We start from the raw sequence: 24772 nt of genomic DNA, 5'->3' as shown, positions 1-24772 counted from the left end.
ACGATATCTCTTTAGGAATATGCAAATAGATTCCATACTGGCGACTGAACAGTAAGATTCGCATAATGGCTCCCACTGCTAGAAATACTACTTTCAGAGCAGCATCCTTCTGGTGACATTAGGTCTTTTTTAAGCCTTTGTCTTTTCCAGGAAATTGCATAGTTTACTGCTGGGGAAGGAGTATATCGCTATGGAAATTGCATCTGATTTATTCAAAGTGGCAGTACGGATCTTCACTATTTTGCCACTGATGCTATTCGTAACCTTATTTATGGGAAGACGATCTGTCGGAGAATTGCCTGTTTTCGACTATTTGATCATCATCACGCTAGGTTCTGTGGTGGGTGCAGACATTGCCGAGCCTAAAATCAACCACATTTACATTGCGTTTGCCGTTATCGTCATTGGAATCCTGCAAAAACTTTTTGCTGAACTAACAATCCGGAATCAAAAATTTAAAGAGTTAACAACTTTTGATCCGGTAGTTGTAATAAAAGACGGAATATTAATTGTCAAAAACATCAAGAAAATTAAGTACTCCCTTGAAAATATTTTAGAATTATTAAGAGAATACGGAATTTTTAATATAGCAGAGGTTAGCATCGCACTGATTGAAGCAAACGGACGATTATCAGTTTACAAAAAGCCAGAACTGTCAACGGTAAACCTGCAGGATTTAGGCATCCAAAAACCAAACAGCGGAATTGCCTATCCGGTAATTAAAGAAGGAAAAATACTACAACAAGCATTAACTGACCTCCACTTAACGGAGAATTGGCTTTATGACCAGCTAAAACTACAAGGAATTGCTACTGCTAAAGCCGTCTTTTTCGCTACCGTGGACGACAATCAACAAGTATATATATCACCTCTCCATGTCAAAAGTGAATCAAATTAAGGACTGGAGTTTAATCTTAGATGGAATACGGAAACAGTATCCTATCTTTCGATAATGATACTCATGCTAATATATCTAAGGCTAGTTTCTTCTCTCTTTTTTTTACAGAGCTTGCTGCTTTTACTGTATTACTTTTGCTGTTATCAGCTGTCACATTTGCATCCATTTCATCTTTTTTTCTTTTTCGTTCCACTTCAGCAGCCTCAATTCCCAATTCTTTTGCCTCTTTAATATTTTCTTCTGGTGAAATATTTGTCTTGGCTAAAAGCAAATGTCTCATACTGGCGTTAAAAAGATAGGTTTCATGTTCTTTTCTGACTTTCGCGCGTTTGCTAGGGCTTTTAGCAGGAGATGATTCATTTTTATACCAATCTTCTCTAAGCTTTCGTACGGTTTTTTCGTATTGAATCTGCTGTATTTGTTTTGTAACTCCTTGTAAGGCCACAAACGTCTCTTTTCTGTCTTTGGGAAAAAATATTGGCATCGCCGCTTTTCTTATTAGCATGTTTAGATTGTAATGTTTTTAGTATGTCATCTCTGTATTTTTCTAATGATTTTAATGAATCATTAGAATTGACATTTAACAAATTATTAAATTCCCCCCATTCATTGGAAAACATCCCCATTACATTACGTATCGAAAAAGTCATCGTAACTATTAAGCAGTAATGTCATGAAATGCAAAAAAATTCTAACATAGGAGGTATTTCTATCTATCGTCATATCAACTTAAAGAGAATCTGTCCATAAATTTACTAACAAATTTATAGACAGATTCTCTTTATTAACATGAAATTACTACATCTTTTAGCAGCAATTCATTAGCTATTATTCTTTGCATTGAGTAAATCTTTTCCAAAATCAGAGAAATCTGTCTTGACAGTAGATTCTAATTATTATAAGATTTACTTAATAAATTCACTGAATGCGTTCAGTGAAAAAAGAGAGGAGAGTATTCAGTGCAAAAATACAAAAAATTATTTGAACCAATAAAAATAGGTTCTATCGAAATTAAAAACCGCTTTGCCATGGCACCGATGGGACCGTTAGGCCTAGCGGATTCGGAAGGCGGTTTTAACCAACGCGGCGTCGAATATTATACAGCACGTGCTCGTGGCGGAGTAGGTCTTGTTATTACAGGTGTTACTTTTGTTGATAATGTCATCGAAGAGCATGATGTATGTCACGTTCCTTGCTCTACCCATAATCCAGTCCATTTTATCCGTACTGCCAGAGAAATGACAGAACGTATCCATGCTTATGATGCGAGGATCTTTCTTCAACTAAGCGGGGGCTTCGGCAGAGTAACCATTCCTACTAATTTAGGCAATCATCCTCCAGTTGCACCATCTCCTATTACTCATCGGTGGCTTGATAAAACGTGCAGAGAACTTTCGGTTGCGGAAATTAAACAGATTGTAGAGAATTTCGGCAAGGGTGCATACAATGCAAAGAGGGCTGGCTTTGACGGTGTTCAGATTCATGCTGTGCATGAAGGATATTTAATCGATCAGTTTGCCATTTCCCTTTTCAATCAGCGTACCGATGACTATGGCGGCTCTTTAGAAAATCGATTGCGCTTTGCTAAAGAAATCGTCGAAGAGATCAAGAAGACATGTGGAGCAGATTTTCCGGTAACCCTCCGGTACAGCCCAAAGAGCTTTATCAAGGGTTTGCGTGATGGCGCACTTCCAGGTGAGGAATTTGAAGAAAAAGGCAGAGATATTCCTGAAGGAATTGAAGCTGCAAAACTTCTTGTGTCCTATGGTTATGACGCTCTTGATATCGATGTGGGATCGTATGATTCCTGGTGGTGGAGCCACCCACCCATGTACCAGGAGAAAGGCTTATATATACCTTACGCCAAGATTATAAAAGACGTGGTTGAAGTGCCTATCATCTGCGCAGGGCGTATGGATAATCCAGCTTTAGCATTAAACGCACTAGAAGATGGCGCTTGCGATATGGTAAGTCTCGGTCGCCCGCTGCTCGCTGACGAAAGCTATGTAAATAAGCTTCGCAGTGGAAAAGTAGTTAATATACGTCCATGTTTATCCTGCCAAGAAGGCTGTATGGGACGCATCCAAGAATATTCTTCCTTAAACTGTGCTGTTAATCCAAGAGCCTGCCGTGAAAGGGAAACGGAGCTTACGCCAGCACTTACAAGTAGAAAAATACTGATTGCAGGCGGTGGCGTCGCTGGCTGTGAGGCAGCCAGAGTCTTAGCACTCCGTGGACACAAGCCTATCATTTATGAAAGCACAGGGCGTTTAGGAGGTAATTTGATACCAGGCGGTGCACCTGATTTTAAAGAAGATGACCATGCTTTAATCGCTTGGTATGAAAATACATTAAAAGAACTTAATGTAGAAGTTCATCTTAATACTGTAGTTACTCCTGAATTGATCAGTAACCATCAAATTGATGGCCTCATCATTGCCACAGGCTCCAAACCTAAAATGTTTAGCCTTGGAGATAATAGTAAAGTTTACTCTGCTGCACAAGTGCTGCTGAAAGAAGTCGACCCTGGCAGTAAAACTGTTATTGTTGGCGGTGGGCTTGTCGGCTGTGAGCTGGCTCTTTGGTTGGCAGATCAGGAGAAAAAAGTTACACTAGTAGAAGTGCAAAGCAAGCTCTTGGCACTAAACGGCCCCCTTTGCCACGCTAATTCAGAAATGCTGGAAAAATTAGTTCCCTTTAAAGGCATAGAAGTACTAACATCCGCTAAAATTTTAAAAACTACAGACAAAGGAATTTTACTTGAAGCCAATAACAAAACCGAAGAAATTCCTTGTGACAGCGTAATCCTAGCTGTCGGGTATACCTCCGAAAACTCCCTTTATAATGAACTTAAATATGACTTTTCCGATATTCATGTAATTGGTGATGCCCGTAAAGTTTCAAATATAATGTATGCCATATGGGATGCATTTGAAGTAGCCTCAAAATTATAAGTTTTATATTGATGAAACCTCTGGCAGCTCTTTGGCATGCCAGAGGTTTTTTATTTGCTGCTATTGATTGAAAACCTTTTTTGAATTATATATAATTAGGCTAATTGTGAATCAAATAGCCGTTTATATAGAGGAGAAAGCATATGACAAAATTAACAAGCCGAGCAAAACAAGCTTTGGAGACAAAAAATAGAATTTATGAATGCGGTGTTAATCTGATTGGGAAACATGGTTTTGATCAGATTACAGTAGAGCAAATTGCCTCTGAGGCAGGAGTCTCTGTAGGCACCTATTATTATTATTTTGAATCAAAGTTTGAACTCTTTAAAGAAATGTTTAAACGTGCTGATGAATACTTTTTAAACAAAATTGCCGACAATTTGGAAAGTAGCACTGCACCAGAGAAAATTGTTGAATTCTTCGAAAAATATGCTGATTTTACTTATGAAACTGAAATTGAAATCGTAAAAAAGATTTATATTTCCGATAATAAAATGTTTATTACTGAAAACCGCCCCATGCAAGCAATCTTACAGTCAATTATTGAAAAAGGACAAGCGAGTGGAGAATTTTCAAAATCAATGTCTTCCATCGAACTAACTAATATGCTCTTTCTAGTTGGACGAGGTGTTATCTTTGATTGGTGCTTGCGGGATGGTACTATCAATCTTAAGGAAACTATGAAAAAAGTAATCGGTATTGTGACAAAGGGTTTGAACTAAGTCATATCCTTTCTTTCCATATGGGTACCCCTTCTGTGCTCTATCTCACCGAGACAGGTTCTTTATCCTGCTCTATTCAGTATAAATCATCTTTTTGGTCATACCGCCATCAATTACAATATTTTGGCCAGTTATAAAATCATTCTTGTCATCCGCTAAAAATATACAGGTTCTAGCAATATCCTCCGGTTTCCCTACTCGTTTGGAAGGATGCTGCTCATGATCTTTCATACTTAGTTCTTCATAGTGATGATTTTCAATCCAGCCTGGACTGATGGCATTAACCGTAAAATTCTTAGCACTAAGTGAAAGGGCCAATGCATGAGTAAGTGCTACGATACCACCTTTGGAAGCTGCATACGCTTCCGAATTCGGTTCAGACATTACATAACGAGTAGATGCAATATTAATAATCCGACCATAACTATTACTCTTATGGTATTTTGCAAACTCTTGCGCAGTAACAAATGCAGCTCTAAGATTGAGATGGATAACCTCGTCCCATTCCTCAATTTTTAGTTCACAAATCGGTTTAAAGATTCCTTTTCCTGCATTATTAATAAGGACATCGAGCTTCTTATAGCTGCAAACAATGAATTGATACATCGTTCTAATTGCTGAAACGTCTGTTAAGTCTATTTTATAAAAAACGGCCTTATAGTTATTTTGTCGCCATTCACGAACTAATACTTCACCATTTTTCTCATCAATGTCGGCAATAATGACGGTAGCCCCTGCAGCTAAAAATTCGTAGCTGACAGACTTTCCAATACCATTAACACCGCCTGTTACTAAAACAATTTTCTCGGCATAACCCATCTGTTTCACCTGCCAGTATTCATTTTTTCTAAGTACAGACATACACTTTTTTCCTTTTTTAGAGCATTCATTCTATCGATTTTAACTGGATAGGTTCCTTGTCTCAGTTCAATTTGATATATTGAGAATTAAGTTTGCTATATATTTTCGATGGAAATAGCTCGTACAGGTGAACCATCAGCATTTTTATGCTTCATTGGCATAATACTTAAAATAAACTCTTCTTTGCTAATGGAATCTAAATTTGTTAGGTTCTCAATAATTATGATTTTCTTCAGCATTAATATTTTATGAACTGCAAACGTAGCTGATTCTATATCATCTACTGAAATTGCGTCAATGCCAATTCCTTTTAATTTAAATTCTGACAGCCATGTGGCTGCTTCTTCACTTAAAGAAGGAAAATCTTTATAATATTTCTTATCGCCCCAGTATTTACTCCACCCCGTTTTTATGATAATGAATTCAACACTTTTTATTTTCTCCTCATAAATTTTTAAACCATCAATATCTATTAACTTCATCTTTTTGTCCGAAAAATCAAGAACAGTTGCTTTTCCAATAAAATGTTCTATATCTAAATTATCTAAATAAGCTCCATTACTCAACATATGTGCAGGTGCATCTATATGTGTACCTGTATGTGAGTACATCGTTATTTTAGCCTCTTGAAAACCATCATTTTCCAAGGTATTCGCTTTTCGAAAAATGGGTTGCTCTGTTCCTGGAAAAACGGGCATATCCGCATGAATACAATGTGTTAAATCGATAACTTTCATCGTACACCTCCCATAATAACTAAATCTTCTCAATAACCTAAGGCGTTTATATCTTCACCTCAAAAATTTTGCTTCATAGCAGACGAGTTGGCCAAAACGTATCTCTTAGGTCTGCTTATTTATTATGGTAGCTTCTCTTTCAAAATGCTAAATCCTTCTAGATTCTTAGTTGTTAAAAAAGAAGCTGCTCATAAAAACTCTAATCATTTATTATAGCAGCTTCTCTTTATTAAATTTAAAGCCTGCCGTCTTCATATTACAAGTATTTTACCAGGCAAGTATCTGTTTTTGGTTTTTGCCAATACAGTTCTTAATGGAATGTTTTCTACATCGTCAGAACAACGTGATGAACCTCACCGTCATCTCGCATTATAACGTAAGGACCATCCTTTATGTCTTGCTCCGTAAGTACAACTTCCTGTTCATCAAATTGTAAAGCAAGCGATCCAGCAGATTTATGCGACGGGTTTTTAACGGTAATATGATACGAACTGTCACCAAAACGGTAGCTGACAGAGAACTCTGGCCATTCGCAAGGAATACAAGGGCAAATGTACAATCGATCACCACGGCGACGAAGGCCGAGAATCGACTCAATACCCGCCTGATACATCCATCCAGCAGCCCCAGTATACCACGTCCAGCCAGCGCGTCCTTGGTGCGGTTGGGCGGTATAAACATCCGCGGCAATGACGTAAGGTTCGCCTCCATACTGCCGTACTTCATTAGGAGTGCGCGTATGATTGAGAGGATTTAACAGTTGAAACAATTCCAAAGCCTTATCTCCGTTGCCAAGCCCGCACCAGGCGATAATGCTCCAGATAACGCCATGGGTATATTGAGCTCCATTCTCCCTTATACCGGGTGGGTAGCCTTGAATATAGCCGGGGCTCGGATTGGTGCGGTCAAAAGCTGGTGTTAAAAGACGCGCAACAGAAAGATCCCGATCCACCAATTCACGGTCGAATGACTGCATTGCCTGCAGAGCCTTTTCTTCTGGTGCGGCCCCTGAAATGACTGACCAAGATTGAGCAATGGCGTCGATACTACACTCCTCGTTATAGATAGAACCTAACCATTGTCCATCGTCAGTGAAAGCCCGCCGATACCATTGTCCATCCCAAGCATGCTTATCAAGAGAGGCTGCCAATTTTCCTCCTATATCCAAGTAATGTTCGGCTCGCTCTATAGCACCGCGGTGCCGGCAGAAATCTGCAAATCGCTTCAACACGTCACAGAGAAACCAACCAAGCCAAACGCTCTCACCGCGTCCTTCAGCACCGATATTGCTCATACCGTCATTCCAATCGCCGATTCCGATCAGCGGCAGCCCGTGCTCACCAAGGCGCTGCACAGCTCTGTCAATGGCCCGTAAACAATGTTCAAAAATGCTGCCGTTCTGGTCAGAGATTTGAGTAATCTCATATCGTTCATGTTCCCCCTCTGATAAAGGTTCACTAGTAAGAAATGGTATCACTTCTTCCAGTATACTGCCGTCCCCCGTATGCTCAACATACCGTCCAACGGCATAGGGCAACCATAATAGATCATCGGAGAAACGAGTACGTATTCCGCGCTGCGTTTCTTCATGCCACCAATGCTGCACGTCACCTTCCTCATATTGATGTGCGGCATGCAGCAAAATCTGCGTCCGTGTTAAATCGGGGCGGGAGTGCAGAAGTGCCAGCGAATCCTGTAATTGGTCACGAAAACCATACGCACCTCCCGCTTGGTAAAAGGCGGAGCGTGCCCACATTCTGCAACCGAGAGCCTGGTACAAGAGCCAGCCATTTAGTAGCACATTCATCTCCCTGCAAGGCGTAGAAACCGAAATTTGCTCTAAAACACCATCCCAGAATTCACATACATGCTCTAAGGCTTGATCGCAAACTTGATATTGATGATACTTTTCAGCTAGTTTCACGGCAGCGCCTCGAGACTGTTCTGCACCCAGCAGAATATAGACCATCTGTTCGGACCCAGCCTCCAGAATGAGTTTGCCCTGTACCACGCCGCACGTATTGTAAAGCGGTCCTGTCTGACCTGAAAGGCGTTCCCGGGTCATAGCTGCCGGATTTTGCCATGTACCATTGCGTCCGAGAAATTCATTGCGGTCTGCAGTCCACGACAGGTCGTCAAAACCAAAGTTCTGCTTTGCTTCACTTTCCGCCAATGCCGATGGGCTAACAGAAACTTTGTTTTTAGAATATACGCCTAAAAAGGCGCAGACCCCGTGAAACGACTCCTGATACACATTATGTGCCAGCAGCAGCCGGGCAGAATCATCCCACTCCGTGACGATGAAAGAAGCATTTGAGGGACGCTGTACACCTAGTACCCATTCCGCATAATAGGTGATGGAAAGTTGCCGCTGCTCGGCACTGTTATTTTGCAACCGTAACTGAATAACCTTGACAGGGTCATCGGGGGGAACAGAAACAGTCATTTCTGACCTGATACCGTGCTCCTCGTGACGAAAGCAAGTAAACCCCTTACCATGAGTAACGGTATATCCCGAGACGGAAGACGCAGCAGTCTGCCCGGCATCCCCTCGCTTTGGTACAGCTGACCAAAGTTCTCCGCTCACTTCATCCCGCAAATAACACATTTCACCTGGCGGATCAAGCACTGGATCATTAGACCATGGGGTCAGCTTACACTCACGGCTGTTCTTCCACCAAGTGTAGCCAGTGCCAAGTTCTGAAACAAGGCAGCCGAAACGGGGATTGGCAAGTACATTGATCCACGGTGCCGGCAGATAATTGCCACTTTTAAGCACAATTCGATACTTTCGGCCATCGGATGTAAATCCTCCCCAGCTATTGAAGAATAGTAATTCTTCTCCATTGTCTAACATAGGTTCAGCATGCCTGCCAACTGACGCTGTCGGCTTGAGTAGCGCTGGTAAAGCCATTGCCTTTCGGAGCAGGCTGGATTGCGCCTGGAAGCTGGGACCGTCTGCCCGAAACACAACACGGGCAGTGGCTAAAAGTAGCGTCCTGTCCTCTCCTGACAGTTGGCTGGAACCTATGACCGAAATCCCTCCGGGACCCGGGCTGTGCCAACCAACGACTTGTTCAACTGCTCGTCTCAATATCTCCTGCAAATCCTGCTGATAGCCTCCCGCCGATTCATTTAGAATAACTAAATCGAAAAGCAATCCCAGGCGGCGTAAATACTCGTGTCCGGTAAGCAGATGGATCACAAACTGCATATTGATTCGGTCCTTGATCCGTACCATGATCAATGGCACGTCACCGGAAACTCCGTGCGGCCAGAGGCCAGACTGACCTTTTACATTTGACAAAATACTTTGTGCGCGTTCCTGCCGCAGCATCGGAGTATACACAATCCGTCCAGCGAATATTTGAAAAGCCATCGCCTGGGCCGCATTCAAATGCAAGTGCTGAAATTCGATTTGACTGCGATTCCAAGCCAATTGAAATACTCGTTCTACTACCAGATCCCCAGAGAAATGTCTGATAATTTCTACTGCCTCTTCTTTCGTACCTGCCACAGCAGTAACAGCAAACAGTTGTACCTGTTCACCGGGCTTGATGTTCATTCGTCTCCGCATAATAAATGCAGGATCGGCAACAGAACCTACTGTTTTGCGCAAACGGGAACGAACACCCAACGGCAAGGCAAGCGTATGCCCTCGGCCTATGAAGCTGGACCGGTCTGTCTCATATTCCGCAGCGCCGAGAGTTTGGCCTGGAGTCAGCAGGGAATGCGCCGCCCACAACGATTGTTCGTCTTGCTTACGCGGCCTGCGTCGAGCCAGCAAACACTGGGCATCCTCAACATATGACGTTTTGATGAACAATTTACTAAATGCTGGATGCGCATCATCAGCCATGGGAGATGCCAAAGCCAGTTCAAGAAAAGTTGTCACTTCCATAATCCGCTCTTCATTGCCAGTATTCGTAAGTGTAAGCCGCCTAACTTCACCATTCCATTCAGGTGATACACAAATTTCCAGACTTGTCTGCATATCTCCATCCATGCGCATGAAGGTAGCTCGATCAAGAGTAAACTGCACACGCTGTGCATCTGAATGGACACGGCAAGGCTGAAATGCCGGCGACCATACCACATCTCGGGTAACGTCACGAATATAAAGATAGCTTCCCCAGTTATCCAATACCGGATCCTCCCGCCAGCGGGAAACGGCCAGACCTTCGTAACGGATGAACCCGCTGCCGCTGTTAGTCACCAGAGTTGTAAACGTACCATTTGACAATACGCACACTTCGGGTGCAGGCGTGCTTGTACTGTGGTACTCGCGCAGTGTGACGACCTCTGTCGGTTTCTTATCGGTCACGTATTCCCGTTCCATGGCGGGATGTTTAATAATGTTAGGCCGTGCTGGAATACGCTCCTGCAAAAGCAACTCTGCTGCTCGTACCCGCTTGTCATGGTGAAAACGCTCTATTATTGTCCTCGGCGCCAGCAAGTTAGCAAGCGCAAGCAGGCTCATTCCTTGGTGATGGGCCATAAAACTGCGTATAACTCTACTAGACTGCTTCTTGGGCAGTCGCTCAGATGTAAAATCAATTGATTCATAATAGCCGTATTTCCCCCGAGCTCCAAGCTCATCTAGCTTTTGCAATGCCTGCATTCCTTGCCGCTTTGCAAAGGGTAAGGCAAGAATCGTAGCGTATGGTGCCACGACCAAATCCTGTTCGAGACCGCGCTTGAATCCCAGACCGGGAACACCAAATGCTCTGTATTGATAATTCATCTGATGATCAAAGGCATAATAACCGGATTCAGAAATCCCAAACGGAATACCTCGCTGACTGGCATACTCCATTTGCCGCTGAACTACCCCGCGATAGGTACTGTCCCAGACGGTTTTCGAATAGGTACGCGTAAACAGCCACGGCATTAAATATTCAAACATTGTCCCGGACCAAGAAAGCAGCGTAACTCGCCTACCTACCCGTGTCATTGTTCGTCCAAGGGCATGCCAGTGTGACACGGATATCTGGCCAAGAGCGATGGCAATAAAGCTTGATAGTCTAGCCTCTGATGCCAGCAAGTCATATAGAATGGAATCGGGTTTACCCATCCCTGCGTTATAGCCCAGATAGAATAATTTAGCTTTATGATCATAAAGCGGTCGAAAGTCTGTTCCATGAATCAGCACTTCCAGACGGGCAAGTAGTTTTTGCCCGCGAAAAAGCCATTCCTCCCGGAGGCTCTGGGATGATGTTCCATATTCACCTGCATCTTCACTTTTTCTTACGGACGTTAACTCCTCAGCAAAAGCAACATGTAATGTTTCTACCGTCTTACCGTCAACTTTATTAATACCTGGCCATCCATCTTCTTTTAGATCTGATTTGATCCATTCCGCTACCCCTTCTTTGACGGCTACCAAACCTACAACGAGGTTACCTGAATCTACCGTTGACACGTACAGCGGCGGGAGCGGCTTCAATGTGACAGTATCGTACCAATTATAAAGATGACCTTTCCATTTATCTAGCTGTTCTACAGTACCAATCGTACGCTCCAATCGTTCAATCAAACCGGGTGTATCGATAAACCCAAAATCCCGCGCAGCCAATGTGCATGTAAGGTAAAGTCCAATGTTGGTCGGCGAAGTCCGGTGAGCAATTCCGTTAGGGGGCTCCAATTGAACATTATCAGGAGGCAGCCAATTTTCTTTTTTCGTAACGTAATCCTCAAAGAACATCCAAATCTGTCCTGACAGTTTTTGCAATTCTTCCTTCTCATCCGCCGTAATCAGACTCTCAGACTGCTCTACAGGCCGATTTAACCAGCGTACCGCTAAGGGAGCAATAGACCATAAGGTGCAAAATACCAAGCCTGTCCATCGCGAAACTGGAACTGTACTGGTCATTGCTATCAGTACCAAAAGAAACACTACTGCATACCCTCCGTACCTTCCCATCAAGACGGGATAGTGCCCGCCCCGCTGCCTGCGCTCGACCTCCGCCGCACTCACCCATTCCAGTAAATGACGTTTTGTCACAAATAAACGGTACAGAGTTCTGGCAATTGCGTCCAGCAAAAGCACACTCTGAAACGGCATTGTCATAACGGTTACTAAAATTTGAGCGGCTGTAGCAAAAAAACTCCGTCCATGACCAAGCATCCATCTCACCGCCACCATCTGGCGAAGCAGCGGCAGCAGCAAGGTAGCAACGATAAAGACAATCCAGCGGCCGGAAGAACCTGGCAGTACACTCATTCCAAGCAACAGCACTGTGAGCTGCGCAGGAAGCAGCATGCTGCGCCGTAAATTGTCAACAATCTGCCAAAGGGTGAGAGGGGATAAATCAACCGGCAGAATGATTCCACGGCGGTCGGGAACACTCTTTAACAACCATGAAATGAGCTGCCAGTCCCCGCGCACCCAACGGTGCATTCTCTTTTGATAGGCACTGAACACAGCTGGGTGCTCATCGATTAATTCGATATCGGACAGTAGGCCGGCGCGTAAGAATCCACCTTCTAACAAATCGTGGCTAAGCACCCGGTTTTCCGGGATGCGATCGCATAAAACCTGCGCAAATGCATCCACATCGAATATGCCCTTTCCTGTAAATATGCCCTGACCTAGCCCGTCCTGGTACGGATCAGAGGCAGCAAAGACATATGGATCGATTCCCGGATTCACTGACCAAAGATAAGCAAATCGCGAGCACAAGGCCGCGTCATGGCTAATCCCAATACGTGGCTGCAGTACGCCATATCCTTCGACAACTCTTGTCCGAGTAAGGTTTAGGCGTGGCCGATTATAGGGCAGATGCATGGTGCCAATTACCCTCTGTGCGCTTTCCAATGGCAGTTCTGTATCCGCATCAAGGGTGATGACGTAGCGGATACGCGGTAATATATCTTTGTCTCCAACTACAAAATCATAGGTGGTATCCGTCTTCCCTTTAAGCAGCTCGACAAATTCCACCAATTTACCCCGCTTGCGTTCCCATCCCATCCAAACTTCCTCGGATGGATTCCACATCCTGCGCCGCTGAAAGAGGTGAAAGATGCTCTCTTCAGAGTCGGAGTATGTGCGGTTTAATGTCTCAATGCCTGTCCGGGCAGCAGCCAGGATGACGGCATCTTCCGACAGCTTCTCCTCGCCTGCATCGGAAAAATCACCCAGGAGGGCAAAATGAACATTTGAATAACGATTTGACAGGTAGTGCAGTTCAAGCCTTTCAGCCAATTTCTCTACCTCTTTAACCGTCGACCAAATAACGGGAATCACCACCATTGTAGCTGCTTCCGGTGGAACACCGCGAGAGAAATCATAGCGAAGCAGCGGCCGTGGCTCCCTGACACATTCAATAATCCAGTGTGCAGTCGTAACGGCCCATTCGCTCACAGGTAAGAACAGCGCCAGTATAACGCCCACCCACTGACTAACAGTAAAGTTTGTGCCCCCGGATACCCACCAGGCAAATCCAAAAAGAAAAGCCATGAATAATCCTGTCAAGGCAGTAAAATATGTACCGATGGAACGACGTAACATTTCCAATTCCGGTAGATGCGAGGGAGTACCACAGATCATTAGCGCATGCCGCAGTTCCTTGATCCCATCCGCTTCGAGCAGATAATATGCGGCAAAAACTTGGCGCGGCAGTTCTTCCAGCATAACCCGATGCACTGCCTTACCTCCTTTTTCACGCTCTATGCATGCATTCTCATATTTCCTCGCAGCAAGCTCAACGGCTTGCTGCGCCACTAGATTTTCCGGTAAATGCAGTCGGCAGGCCAAATTCTCAACCCGCTTGCGCAGCACATCGCGGCTTTGGAAATCAAGAAGCAGATATGTATTTGTGCTTTCAGCGCGCAGGGTATGTTCAACCAGACTAATCTGCTCAAACTGCTCTTGCCAGTCCAAGCGAACTAATTTACGTAAGCTTCCCATAAGGTTACCTGTGGATACTTGATGACCTGCCTGAAGCTGATACTCATAAGAGACAATTCGGTCGAGACTGTCGGGACCATTTTCTAATTTGCACATAAGCCATTCACGCACGGTTGTTGAATCATCCGTCCACTCACGCAGCCGTCTGACCAAGTATGCAATTTGGCATCCAGAGAGCAGCATATCCTGACCACCCTCTTCGAGAGCATCCTTTAGTACCTCAGGACTTAACTTAGCCGACTGTAGGCGCATCAATAGCTGTTCAGTTGCGTTACACACCTCTCGCCGCTCACGAACCAATTCCATGACTGCGGCCAGGCGCCGGAATAAGGCAATACGCATGATAAGTGGAACCGCCCACGCCTCTGCTATCGTCAAAACTGATACTTCCTGGTAATAATTAATATAGGAGATGAGCGAGTTCTCCTCTAGATTCCCATCCACATGTTCAAGATAATCGGAACAAATAGACAGTATCCTTGTTTTGCTGGTCTTGCGTAAATCGGGCAAATTTCGCAAAAAGGTACCCGAAAGCTGATTACGGATAACCAGCACCTGCTCGTCGATGAATTCCGCATGATCCAAAAGCCATTCTTCTGCGGGCTGTGAACAACTTGCATCTCCTTCCTTCAGAGAGAGAATAAAAGCGCGTAATTGCTCGATGTCGGCATAAAACTCCCGCCACAGGCCCTTTGACGGCCAGCGTCTCACATAAGGATCATGGGTCAATGCAAGTTCATGAGCTTTTTGTCGGAGTTGTTCTGTATTTAAAAGCATAGGCCTCCTAAAGACAATCAAAGATTAAAAAGTAATTATTTATCCTTTTTCTATACAATACTGCACGTGAAATTGGAATCATTAAAAATATACCCCTTTGGAGCCTTAATTATGAATTGTAAAATTCGGTAACTTCTACCTAAAAGCACATTTCAGAAAGAGCAGTCTTTGTTCATAGGCATAATAAAAATCAACGCCCTGTCGGAGACGTATACTATGAACAAATACTATAAAAACAAAACTGGCATCGTTTTAAAAACGATGCCAGTCTGCGTAATTTTAAGCTATTTCAGGGAGACGATTCGAAACTTCTCCTTCTTCTTATTTGCGAATATCCTCAATTATAGTTTGATATTGCAAGTCACCAAGCCCATACTCAGGAAACCGACGTAATAAATCATTTACTAGATGTTCTTTTTCAAAATTGTCTCTGATATACTTCATAATCGGACTTTCTTCTGTCCGATAATTTAAATACATTTTTATGGCTTGATATGTAACAGGCAGCATTTTTAGCGCAGGCATTTCATGGTTATATATAACCGCCTTATATATATCTAAATAGCCCTCAACCTCTATTTTAAATGCATCAGATACGATCTCTTCACTTCTTTCAAGCACCATGCAAAAAAGAACATCCCCCTTATATCCGCTTTGTTCCAGATATGCCAGAATTGTAATCAAATTTATCTGACAAAACATATCATCACCAAACCATAAGACAATACTATCAAATTTTTCTTTTAAAAGTGGTTTTAACGATTCAATCACAATTCTTCGGTATTCCGCTTCTGTCGTTTTTAATGATTTTACTCTTTTCTCTATAAAACAATCAGAGAATATTTTAGTATCTGCTTCTCCCCAACACATTGCTTCATTAAATGGCACATAGGTTTGATTTTCTTTCATAAGATTATTTGTTTTAAATCTTTGCAGCATATGAAAACCATTGAGCACATGCAGAATATGATCCTTATATCTTGCTTCCATTTTCTCTTGAAGATTTTTTATGGCTTCTTCCATAAATTCACTCCCATTATCATAAAATAGAGAAATCTGTCTCCAACATGATGATTATTTGGTGTATGGGGTATGGGGCATGGGCCAGGCCCCTTGTCCCATTCCAAACCAATAATTTCTTAATTGTCTTGCTATCGCTATGTCAAGAAAAAGAGAAGTTTCCCATACATTTACCAACTAATTGATTATGGTAGCTTCTCTTTATAAATGCTAAATCCTGCTTGTCAATCTGCAGTTGCTTTTATCCCAATAAGAATTGTAGCTCAGGGACCTTCTTCCATCTCTCGCGACAAGTAAACTGTCCCTGTGTCCCATTATAAAAAATGACCAGTGTTCCCGTTTTTTTATTTTAGTTTATTGTTGGAAAAACTTCTTATTGTAGCGCAGGGAGTTCCTTGTCTAACTTCCTGCCTAGCTTTTTGAGGCCATTCTCAACTGCGGATTTTTCTGAAACAGTAAGCAATACTCCTATGGATCCCCCTAAAATATTCGCCTTGTCTCCTCTTGCCTGGATAACGCCGTCAAAAACGGTTTTACCGTCAGCCACATTCCAGATGGTGATCTTGACCGGGATTTCTGCTGCGCACCATTTTTTGATAGTAATTCCTTTGAAGCCCCGCCGAATTTTAATTGTTTGCAAATCAGTCCTGACCACATAATCAGCTCCTGCCACAGCGGCAGCCTTGAGCACTTCGTCTTCAGTCGCCTTCTCACCATAGGCGGACACCTGATGCGTATAATCTTCAAGTGGAATAACGGTAAAATTTTCTGCTGGATATTTCTTAGCGTACTGAACATTGATGGCTTCAGTTATGTAGCCTGTGTTCTTCATCCCGGTGTTATCGGCGATAGGAAGAAAGAGAATGCCCGGAATCTTACCTGTAGTTTCTGCCCCCTCTGGGGCGGCAATCGCAGTTCCCGATATAAGCAGCATTACGATAAAAACAATCATTTTTATTCTCAACATAAGCACTCCTAACAAAAAAGATTCCTAAGTACTAAAAGCTAACGGAAAGCAGCTTTTCACTGCAGTCTTCGTATCCAGGCCTTATCTTTGATTTCATTTCCCCTTTCCTTTCTATATTTTTCCATTATTGAGATCCGGCTTATTATAACAAATCAATGTGGCATAGATGTGTCAAGCTTCCAAAACGAGTTTACTGGGGACTGCAGAAACGATATCCTGTGGTTTTGTTCATAAAAAAGGCTGTAAGCTGACTAAACAGCTTGCAGCCTTTCTTCAGGTGAGGTTCTACTTTTGCCAAGGTATGCGGATTTTAAAAATGGTTCCTTTTCCTATGTCGCTTTCGACCGATATCGTTCCGGCCATAGCCTCCATTAAACTGCGGCTTATGGACAAACCCAGACCACTCCCTCCCAGAGAGCGGGTACGGGATTTGTCAGCACGATAAAAGCGATCCCAGATCAGCGGCAAATCTTCACTGGCAATCCCTTCTCCCTGATCGGATACGGAAACCTGAAGCCATTGATTTTCTTCAATCAGGATCAAACCAATCTGGGATTCTGGTGGAGCGTACCGTATCGCATTGCTCAGCAGGTTATCCAGAACCTGTGCAAACCGGTCGGCATCACCTAAGGCGTAACGCTTATCCGTTTCGATCCGCAGCAGGAGAGAAATATCTTTTTTCCTTAACAGAGATTCTATCTTATCGGCTTGCTGTAACAGCAGTGTTGCTATATCAAGCCGTTCCTGTTTGATAAACATCTGGTCGGATTCCAACTGCTCCATATCCATAATGTCATGGACCAACCGGGACATGCGATCGGTTTCCGCTAATATCCTTTCTAAGTAGTGGGTTCTTTCTTGCTCATTTACCGCGATTCCGTCAATGAGTGCCTCTGTTATGGCTTTGACACAGCTTAGCGGTGTTTTTAACTCGTGGGAAATATCGGAGAAGAAAGTACGCCTGGTCTGCTGTGTATGAAGAATCGCATCGGCCATAGCATTAAATGTGTTGCCAAGTGTTCCGATTTCATCTTTCGCAGTGGCACGGGTACGGCTTGTATAATCTCCTGCCGAGAACCGCTTGGCCGCAGCCGCAATATCGGCAATTGATCGGGTTAATCCCCGTGATAGTAGCATTGCTAATAAAAATGCGGCCGTAAGCCCAGCAATAAAGGGAAAAAAATAAGAGCGGATGATCATCTTTATGTGGAGAGGGCTAAAATGATAAAAAGCAAATAAGCGTCCGGGCTCGTCTTTTATTAGCACAGGCACTGAAATAATAACAGCATTTTGCGCTTCTGATGAAAAAAGGAACTGCTTGGAATAGTCTGCTGAATTATGGAGTGTATAGGGTTCTACGTTCGAATAAACAGGTGGGATTCCCTGAATAATCCGGCCATCATTATCTTCCAGCCACAATTTTGCTCCAGTGGTCCGACTAGCTAACTCCCATTCCCGATCCGGTATGTGACCTGTTTTCAAATCCTCAGAAAAGAAGGTAGCAATATTTCTTAACTTGATAGTTAATTCCCCATTATTGTTTTGATGTGCGTAGTACACAACGGAGACTGATAAGGTTAATGCCATAAAGAGAATAATGGCCACATGGCTGAATAGCTGGCGAAAAAGCAAGGAACGGGTGATCACGATTGATCCACCCCAAACTTGTAACCGCTTCCTCGTACCGTTTTGATAAAATCTCCGGCTATGCCAATTTTCCTGCGGACTCTTTTGATCGTAGTGTCAACAGTGCGTTCATCTCCTTCAAAATCATAACCCCATAAATTAACCAGCAGGTTTTCTCTGGTAAAAATAGTATGAGGATGACGAACCAGGAAGTATAATAGTTCAAATTCCTTGGCAGATAGTTCAACCGTTTGCTCATTAACCATAACTCGCTGCGTTCCCGGCTCTAATGATAAGGGCGGCACCTGTAGAACATCGCCCGGCAAAGCCAATTTTCCGGTCCGCCGCAAAACTGCATGTACTCTGGCAACTAATTCACGCGGACTAAACGGTTTGACAATATAATCATCTGCTCCCAGTTTGAAACCATTAATTTTATCGTTTTCTGCGTTTAAAGCGGTTAAAAAAATAATGGGGACATTCCGCTGCACTGCCTTGGCAATTTCCCATCCGGATAGGCCGGGCATCATGACATCCAGTATTAGTAAATCAGGTAAGTGAGCGGTCTCTATATCCACGGCCGCATGTCCGTCAGCTGCCGTGAAAACTTCAAACCCTTCGCGGCTAAGATACCAAGTAACAATATCACGGATATCCTGTTCATCATCGGCAATTAGAATTTTTACCATACTGTCACATCCCTATTCTATATTTTTAAAAATGGATCTTGCTTTATTTAAGAATAACACAGGATTATGGCACAAATAAGGCTGCCTTAGCTTGGCAGAAGTTTGGGTAGCGTTTTCGATTGGTATGTCAACCTAAAGAGAAGCTATTCTTAATCTACAATCTGTAGTTTAAGAATAGCTTCTCTTTATAAATACTACAACTTTCTTTTCTTACAACGGTGATGAATACACCATTGAGCCATTTTAGGATTGACAGCAAGAAAGGCTCGCACCGTTGTATTAGATATCATAATTGGTAGCTAGTACCACTTGCCGAGTAGCAATGCGCTCTATCAAGGGGGTACTATGAGTTACAACAATAAGTCCGATCTTTCTTTCTGCCAGTTCAGCTAATAAGAAATTCCATATTTGACTTTGCGTAATTAGATCAAGCATCGTGCTGATTTCGTCAGCAATGAGAAACTTTGTCCGTTTACCCAACGCTCTGGCAATACAAAAACGCTGCATCTCGCCGCCGGATAATTCTCCTGGAAAACGGTTAAGCCAATCACGTTCTATCCCCAATCCATCCATAATCCGCTCTTCGATTTCATCGCCTTCCGCAATTGTGCCTTTCATGCGCAATCTTGGATTAACGACTTTTTCCGGATGCTGCCATATCATCTGTACTGGACAATAGCCTTGAATTTTGTGAATATCTTTTCCATCTAGAAGTACCTGGCCGCTTATAGGCTTTATATAGCCTGCTAAAATTTGACACAGCGTAGTTTTTCCAAACCCACTGGGCGCTATGATACCGACTCGTTCATGACTTTCTACCGTGATTTGAACCTGATCGAATAGGTTTACGTCTTTTTTATAACCAAAAGATATCCCTTTTGCCTCTAAAATCATTTCATTTACTCCTCACTTTGCATGGATACAGCGAACCCTTCCGAAACGTATCGTCTGTTCCTGGATATTTCCTTCACATTCGGACGTAAGCTGAGGACACCGCGGACCAAAAGGGCAACCATTCGGCATATCTTTTGCATATGGCTGATTTCCCGGAAAAGGATGAAACCCATGTTGAGGCAAAGCTCGCCACAAAGCTTTCGTGTAAGGGTGGCGAAGGGTATCCACTGATTGAAAGTCTGCTACTGGTGCCTCTTCCACGGTGGTTCCTGCATAAAAAACAGCAATTCGATCAGCTACTTCTAACGCTAATTCAATATCATGAGTGATGAGAAGAACACCATTCCCTTTATCAGCAAATTCACGAAAATGACTCATGGCTTTTTTAGCTGCTTCTAAATGAAGACCGGGCGTAGGTTCATCGGCTATGATTAAGCGCGGACTTTCCATCATCGCGGTAGTGAGAAGAACCCTTCGTGCCATGCCGCCTGATAGTTCAAAAGGGTACAGATCAGCGGTTTTTTGTGGCAGTTTATAAAAATCGAACAACTCTTCTTGTTTTCTGCGAAGACTTTTTTCGTTTTGTTCTTTCCGCACCTGCTTGCCAACCTTTTCTAAAGGATCAAGATAGTTCACGCTCTGCGGAACTAAAACGATTTTTTTGCCGCGCAGCTCCTTAATACGTTCTGGTGATAATAATTCTTCCTGAAACCAAATATTACCCTCAGCATCACAGTTTTGCGGCAATATTCCTAAGATCGCATGAGCGAGCAGACTCTTCCCCGATCCACTGGACCCTACCACAGCAACAAGCTCTCCCTCACCTACGGAAACATTTAAATTTCGGATAACTCTTAAATCAGTTTTACGCAATCCTTGCTCATATTGCGTAAAAGTAACAGACAGGTTCTTTATCTGCAATATGTGTTTATGATTCATGCAGGTCAACGCTTCCTACCTCCTTACTCCTGGGCACTATGGGGATCAATCATTTTGCGCAAACTTCCTCCGACTACATCAAAAAGCAAAACGGTAGTCATCAAGACCATTCCAGGGAAAAGTGCCAGCCACCACATCCCCAGTGATAAATACTTCATACTTTCTGATAAAATGATGCCAATACCGGGTTGTTCTGGCGGCAGGCCAAAACCGAGAAAGGTAAGAGCAGCCTCATGCAATATGGCATGAGGAAAAAGCAGCACTAATCCGACTAGAAATTGCGGAAATACATGAGGAATCATATGTTTCACTACGATTTTCATTTTGCTTTGCCCTAGCTTTTCAGCAATTTTTATATAATTTGCTTCTTTTAGCTGAAGAATTTCTCCCCGGATGATTCTAGTCAAAACGGGCCAGTGGCTTATGGCAACAGCGACAACAACGCCAAATGTACCTCTCCCTAAAGCATAGGAAATTAAAATTAGCAGTAAAAGATGAGGAATACCCATCACTAAGTCGATGAACCAGGTTATGACGGCATCTACCTTTTTTCCTAACGTTGCGGCTGCCGCTCCTAAAACGGCTGCTATAACAGCACTGATAACCGAAGCAAAAAGTCCAATATAAATGCTGATGGACATCCCTTTTAAGGTACGTGCGAGCATATCCCTGCCTAGCCAGTCGGTACCGAAGGGATGAGCCATGTGCGGCAAGAAGTTTTTTTGGGTAAAGTTCGTTGTTATCGCTATATCTCCCACTAAAGTACCAATTACCGTAATTGCCAATAAAAAGATACTTCCAGAAGCGATATACATCAGGGTCTGACTTCGTTGATTCAATTGTTTTCTTTTATATTTCTGCAAAACAGTTATAGAACCTGTATTATTCATATGCGCTTCCCCGCCTTATTCTAGGGTCAACAATCCCATATAAAAGATTGGCAACTAAATTACCAAAAAACACTAGTGCTGCGCTGATCACTGCAATACCAAGTAAAAGAGGTGCATCTCCGCTTAAACCAGCAGAAACAGCCGCCTTCCCTAAACCTGGATAGGAAAAAACTTGTTCCACCAGTACAGAACCGCCGAAAATTTCACTGATGGATGCAAACTGCAAGGTTATAGCTGGCAGCAGAATATTACGCAGGGCATGATGCCGGATAATCGATAAATTACTTTTCCCCCGCGCTTTGGCAAAAAGAATGTAATCTTCTCCCATAATATCTATCATTTTTTCTCTGGTGTGCAGAGTAATGTTGGCAATTCCAATTACACTCAACGTTAAAGCAGGCAAAATTAAATGCTTTATGCTGTCCAAAATTGAGACTTCTGCAGCATTTACCCCAATTGGCACGCTCAATCCAATAGGCAAAATCTGCAGCCATACGGAAAAAATCATTACTAACACCAATGCTAGCCAAAAGGTAGGCATACTGGCAATTAGTAACGAATAGCCCTTAATTGCTTTATCAATCCATCGACCGCGATATAATCCAGCTATAATCCCAAATAGGAATCCTAATAAACCCGAAAAAATCCATGCCGTGGTCATGAGAACCATTGAATTCATAAATTTCACATGAATAACACTGGCAACAGGCTGACGGTAAAGCAGCGATGATCCCATATCTCCTTGAACAAAACCCGTAAACCAATTCCAGTACCTTTCGATTGGCGGTGTATTTATGCCAAAATACGCTTCGAGCTTAGCCAGGTTTTCCACACTCATATTGGCCATCCCCACTTCGCCGATGTAGGCACGAACTGGATCTACAGGCGATGCTGAAACCAGGACAAAAGAAAGAATACTTACGGCAATTAACAATGAAATTATTTTGATTATACTTTTTACGACATATTTTAAAATGCCGGAATATCGCCCTATATCCACAAGAAATACCTCATTTTAAAAAGAATAAGCCTATGGTATAGAATTTTTTTCTATACCATAGAACAGAAATAACTTGTTAATCTATTGACTACTTCCAAGACCATTGGTGGACATTATTCACAATTGTCCAGCCATAACCATGAGGATGAATTTTCTTATCAATTACATTCAGATTTTCTTTGGCAAAATAGATATGTTTTATTTCTACCAGCCACACCCAAGGTGAGTCAGCTTGAGGAGTAACACCGACAGCACCATCCCATTGCGCTTTTTTCCATAGTGGATATGATGCTTCTACAGAAGTAGCTGCTAATGCTTCATCAATGTATCTATCTACAGTTTTATTGGAATAAAAAGCATAGTTTTTACCAGTATAGTAATGGCTCCTAACTCCAGTAGGAGAATGAGATCCAGCACCAAAGACATGAGGTGTCTCATAACATAACGTTGCAATTTTATCCCAGCTTGATCCTATAGGATTTACTTTTATTCCTACTTGTTGCAGCATCTCCTTCACAGCCATAGCAATTCCTGTTCGAACAGAGTTTGAGGAAATATAGAGAAGATCAAACTCGGCTGTTAAGCCCTGTTTTTCATAAATACCATCTGCGCTTAATCTCCAGCCATCTGCTTCTAAAATTGATTTTGCTTTTGCAGGATCAAACGCGACTTTCATAGCCTCATTTTCCCAAGGCTCATTAACGCTGTCACTATAAGCCACTGAACCATAGCCGTTTAGAACATTCTTGACGATAGCCTCCCGGTCAATCGCCAAAGCAATTGCCTGGCGAATCGCTAGCTGTGAAGTAACATTGTTGCCAGCGGGGTAACTTTCTCCATTTTTCTTGGCAGGTGTCTTATTCCCAGCAGGAACAGTGGGGAGATTCAGGCCGCGAATATCTTCAGTGTTAAACGAAAGGATCTTATATCCTTTAACTGGGTTAACCGTATAAGATGGCGCTGTATAGGCTACATCGACTTGTCCGCCTTGAGCCGCCGCGTAGGAAGCATCCTCCGACATAAATACAATTGAAACTTTCTTGATTGCTGGTTTTTCACCATAATAATTCGGATTGGCTTCTAAAATTACCTGCTGCCCTTTATCCCATTGTTTGAGAATATACCGACCGGAACCAATCGGATTTTTACCATAAGTCGCTGCATTATATGCATGTTCAGGAACAATACCTACAACAGCTGCCGTGTAAGCAAATGCTGAATAAGGTGTGTTAAAATGAAAAACCGCGGTCGTATCATCAATGGCTTCCACCGATTTTAGCATAGACAAATCTGTGTCGGTCGCCTGCTTCATAGCATTATTATAGGTAAAAGCCACGTCTTTTGCCGTAAGTGGCACACCATCTGTAAATTTCACATCCGAACGAATTTTAAAAGTCCATGTGAGACCATCCGGCGAAATCGTGTACTCTTTTGCCAGGTCATAACCAATAGTAATATCATCTTTTGTAATTAATAAGGTACTTTGGATTAATGGATCATGTGTGTGCTCACCGGCAGCCCAGCCCATAATCGGATCGAATCCAGCAGCAGGCTCTGATTCAGCATCCATGGCGATTACCACACTGTCTTTTGTCGCCGTCCCAGCATCATTTTTACCTGTCTTACCACAGCCAACTAAAGCAAATAAGAAAATTACTATTAAACATATCGCTAAAATTCTTTTATTTCTCATGCTTTCCTCCAACATTATATTTTTTACGTTATCCATTATTTAATACATGCAAGGTGAGAACTTCCGGTTGTTTACTCCATATTTTCTGTTTTCTGCAAAAAAAAAGCAGCAGAAAACCAGGGAAAACTTTTCCCCAATGGTTTCATACCACAGTTTTAATCTATATATTTATGTATTACTTTACTAAAAATTAGAA

The 24772-nt window shown here is 42.8% G+C and carries 16 protein-coding genes; 3 read left to right on the top strand and 13 right to left on the bottom strand.

Features of this window, described 5'->3' with window-relative positions:
* Positions 1 to 190 precede the first annotated feature (190 nt).
* Positions 191 to 898: a DUF421 domain-containing protein gene (locus BMZ99_RS16210; protein ID WP_090939524.1), complete on the top strand. Its 708-nt coding sequence runs from the start codon at positions 191 to 193 to the stop codon at positions 896 to 898.
* Between the two features lie 61 nt (positions 899 to 959).
* Here BMZ99_RS16210 and BMZ99_RS16205 read toward each other — a convergent pair whose 3' ends face one another.
* Entirely contained in the window at positions 960 to 1403 is a 444-nt protein-coding gene (locus BMZ99_RS16205) for a hypothetical protein (protein WP_139214784.1), read from the bottom strand.
* A gap of 454 nt (positions 1404 to 1857) precedes the next feature.
* On the opposite strand from BMZ99_RS16205, the gene BMZ99_RS16200 reads away from it, so the two are divergent.
* Both BMZ99_RS16200 and BMZ99_RS16195 read left to right on the top strand, forming a co-directional pair.
* Positions 1858 to 3852, top strand: a complete 1995-nt coding sequence (locus BMZ99_RS16200) for an oxidoreductase (RefSeq protein ID WP_090939518.1) — start codon at positions 1858 to 1860, stop codon at positions 3850 to 3852.
* Between the two features lie 143 nt (positions 3853 to 3995).
* Positions 3996 to 4574: a TetR/AcrR family transcriptional regulator gene (locus BMZ99_RS16195; protein WP_090939515.1), complete on the top strand. Its 579-nt coding sequence runs from the start codon at positions 3996 to 3998 to the stop codon at positions 4572 to 4574.
* Positions 4575 to 4646: 72 nt separating this feature from the next.
* On the opposite strand, the gene BMZ99_RS16190 is transcribed toward BMZ99_RS16195, so the two are convergent.
* The 12 genes from BMZ99_RS16190 to BMZ99_RS16135 form a co-directional block, all read right to left on the bottom strand.
* Positions 4647 to 5435 (bottom strand): SDR family oxidoreductase, encoded by a 789-nt coding sequence (locus BMZ99_RS16190; protein WP_245755011.1) that lies wholly within the window; start codon positions 5433 to 5435, stop codon positions 4647 to 4649.
* 95 nt (positions 5436 to 5530) lie between these two features.
* Entirely contained in the window at positions 5531 to 6172 is a 642-nt protein-coding gene (locus BMZ99_RS16185; protein ID WP_090939512.1) for a cyclase family protein, read from the bottom strand.
* A gap of 325 nt (positions 6173 to 6497) precedes the next feature.
* On the bottom strand, positions 6498 to 14858 hold the full coding sequence (locus tag BMZ99_RS16180; RefSeq protein ID WP_090939508.1) for a GH36-type glycosyl hydrolase domain-containing protein: 8361 nt from the start codon (positions 14856 to 14858) through the stop codon (positions 6498 to 6500).
* Between the two features lie 321 nt (positions 14859 to 15179).
* Positions 15180 to 15881, bottom strand: coding sequence for an AraC family transcriptional regulator (locus tag BMZ99_RS16175; RefSeq protein ID WP_090939505.1), 702 nt, complete (start codon positions 15879 to 15881; stop codon positions 15180 to 15182).
* A 370-nt stretch (positions 15882 to 16251) separates the two neighbouring features.
* Entirely contained in the window at positions 16252 to 16845 is a 594-nt protein-coding gene (locus tag BMZ99_RS16170; protein WP_090939502.1) for a hypothetical protein, read from the bottom strand.
* Between the two features lie 285 nt (positions 16846 to 17130).
* Positions 17131 to 18492, bottom strand: coding sequence for a sensor histidine kinase (locus BMZ99_RS16165; protein WP_090939499.1), 1362 nt, complete (start codon positions 18490 to 18492; stop codon positions 17131 to 17133).
* Positions 18489 to 19160, bottom strand: coding sequence for a response regulator transcription factor (locus BMZ99_RS16160; RefSeq protein ID WP_090939496.1), 672 nt, complete (start codon positions 19158 to 19160; stop codon positions 18489 to 18491). The genes BMZ99_RS16165 and BMZ99_RS16160 overlap by 4 nt, the downstream gene beginning before the upstream one ends.
* Before the next feature lie 279 nt (positions 19161 to 19439).
* A complete protein-coding gene (locus BMZ99_RS16155) occupies positions 19440 to 20054 on the bottom strand; it encodes an ABC transporter ATP-binding protein (RefSeq protein WP_090939493.1) in 615 nt (204 codons plus the stop codon).
* Between the two features lie 12 nt (positions 20055 to 20066).
* On the bottom strand, positions 20067 to 21002 hold the full coding sequence (locus BMZ99_RS16150) for an ABC transporter ATP-binding protein (protein WP_090939490.1): 936 nt from the start codon (positions 21000 to 21002) through the stop codon (positions 20067 to 20069).
* A gap of 14 nt (positions 21003 to 21016) precedes the next feature.
* Positions 21017 to 21883, bottom strand: coding sequence for an ABC transporter permease (locus tag BMZ99_RS16145; protein ID WP_090939488.1), 867 nt, complete (start codon positions 21881 to 21883; stop codon positions 21017 to 21019).
* Complete coding sequence (locus BMZ99_RS16140; RefSeq protein ID WP_090939485.1) at positions 21876 to 22883, bottom strand: ABC transporter permease; 1008 nt, start codon at positions 22881 to 22883, stop codon at positions 21876 to 21878. Before BMZ99_RS16140 ends, BMZ99_RS16145 begins: the two co-directional genes overlap by 8 nt.
* Positions 22884 to 22971: 88 nt before the next feature.
* A complete protein-coding gene (locus BMZ99_RS16135) occupies positions 22972 to 24576 on the bottom strand; it encodes an ABC transporter substrate-binding protein (protein ID WP_090939482.1) in 1605 nt (534 codons plus the stop codon).
* Positions 24577 to 24772 lie beyond the last annotated feature (196 nt).

Origin of the sequence: Pelosinus propionicus DSM 13327 (assembly GCF_900114615.1) — a bacterium.
In the GTDB taxonomy this organism is placed as follows: domain Bacteria; phylum Bacillota; class Negativicutes; order DSM-13327; family DSM-13327; genus Pelosinus; species Pelosinus propionicus.
This window is presented reverse-complemented; position numbering and strand designations above follow the sequence as displayed.

What these genes read in the sequence shown, in the direction of transcription:
- BMZ99_RS16180 (WP_090939508.1), bottom strand. Translation starts at nt 14,858, where the DNA reads ATGCTTTTAAATACAGAACAACTCCGACAAAAAGCTCATGAACTTGCA.
- BMZ99_RS16210 (WP_090939524.1), top strand. Translation starts at nt 191, where the DNA reads ATGGAAATTGCATCTGATTTATTCAAAGTGGCAGTACGGATCTTCACT.
- BMZ99_RS16175 (WP_090939505.1), bottom strand. Translation starts at nt 15,881, where the DNA reads ATGGAAGAAGCCATAAAAAATCTTCAAGAGAAAATGGAAGCAAGATAT.
- BMZ99_RS16160 (WP_090939496.1), bottom strand. Translation starts at nt 19,160, where the DNA reads ATGGTAAAAATTCTAATTGCCGATGATGAACAGGATATCCGTGATATT.
- BMZ99_RS16155 (WP_090939493.1), bottom strand. Translation starts at nt 20,054, where the DNA reads ATGATTTTAGAGGCAAAAGGGATATCTTTTGGTTATAAAAAAGACGTA.
- BMZ99_RS16190 (WP_245755011.1), bottom strand. Translation starts at nt 5,435, where the DNA reads ATGTCTGTACTTAGAAAAAATGAATACTGGCAGGTGAAACAGATGGGT.
- BMZ99_RS16205 (WP_139214784.1), bottom strand. Translation starts at nt 1,403, where the DNA reads ATGCTAATAAGAAAAGCGGCGATGCCAATATTTTTTCCCAAAGACAGA.
- BMZ99_RS16170 (WP_090939502.1), bottom strand. Translation starts at nt 16,845, where the DNA reads ATGTTGAGAATAAAAATGATTGTTTTTATCGTAATGCTGCTTATATCG.
- BMZ99_RS16145 (WP_090939488.1), bottom strand. Translation starts at nt 21,883, where the DNA reads ATGAATAATACAGGTTCTATAACTGTTTTGCAGAAATATAAAAGAAAA.
- BMZ99_RS16135 (WP_090939482.1), bottom strand. Translation starts at nt 24,576, where the DNA reads ATGAGAAATAAAAGAATTTTAGCGATATGTTTAATAGTAATTTTCTTA.
- BMZ99_RS16195 (WP_090939515.1), top strand. Translation starts at nt 3,996, where the DNA reads ATGACAAAATTAACAAGCCGAGCAAAACAAGCTTTGGAGACAAAAAAT.
- BMZ99_RS16185 (WP_090939512.1), bottom strand. Translation starts at nt 6,172, where the DNA reads ATGAAAGTTATCGATTTAACACATTGTATTCATGCGGATATGCCCGTT.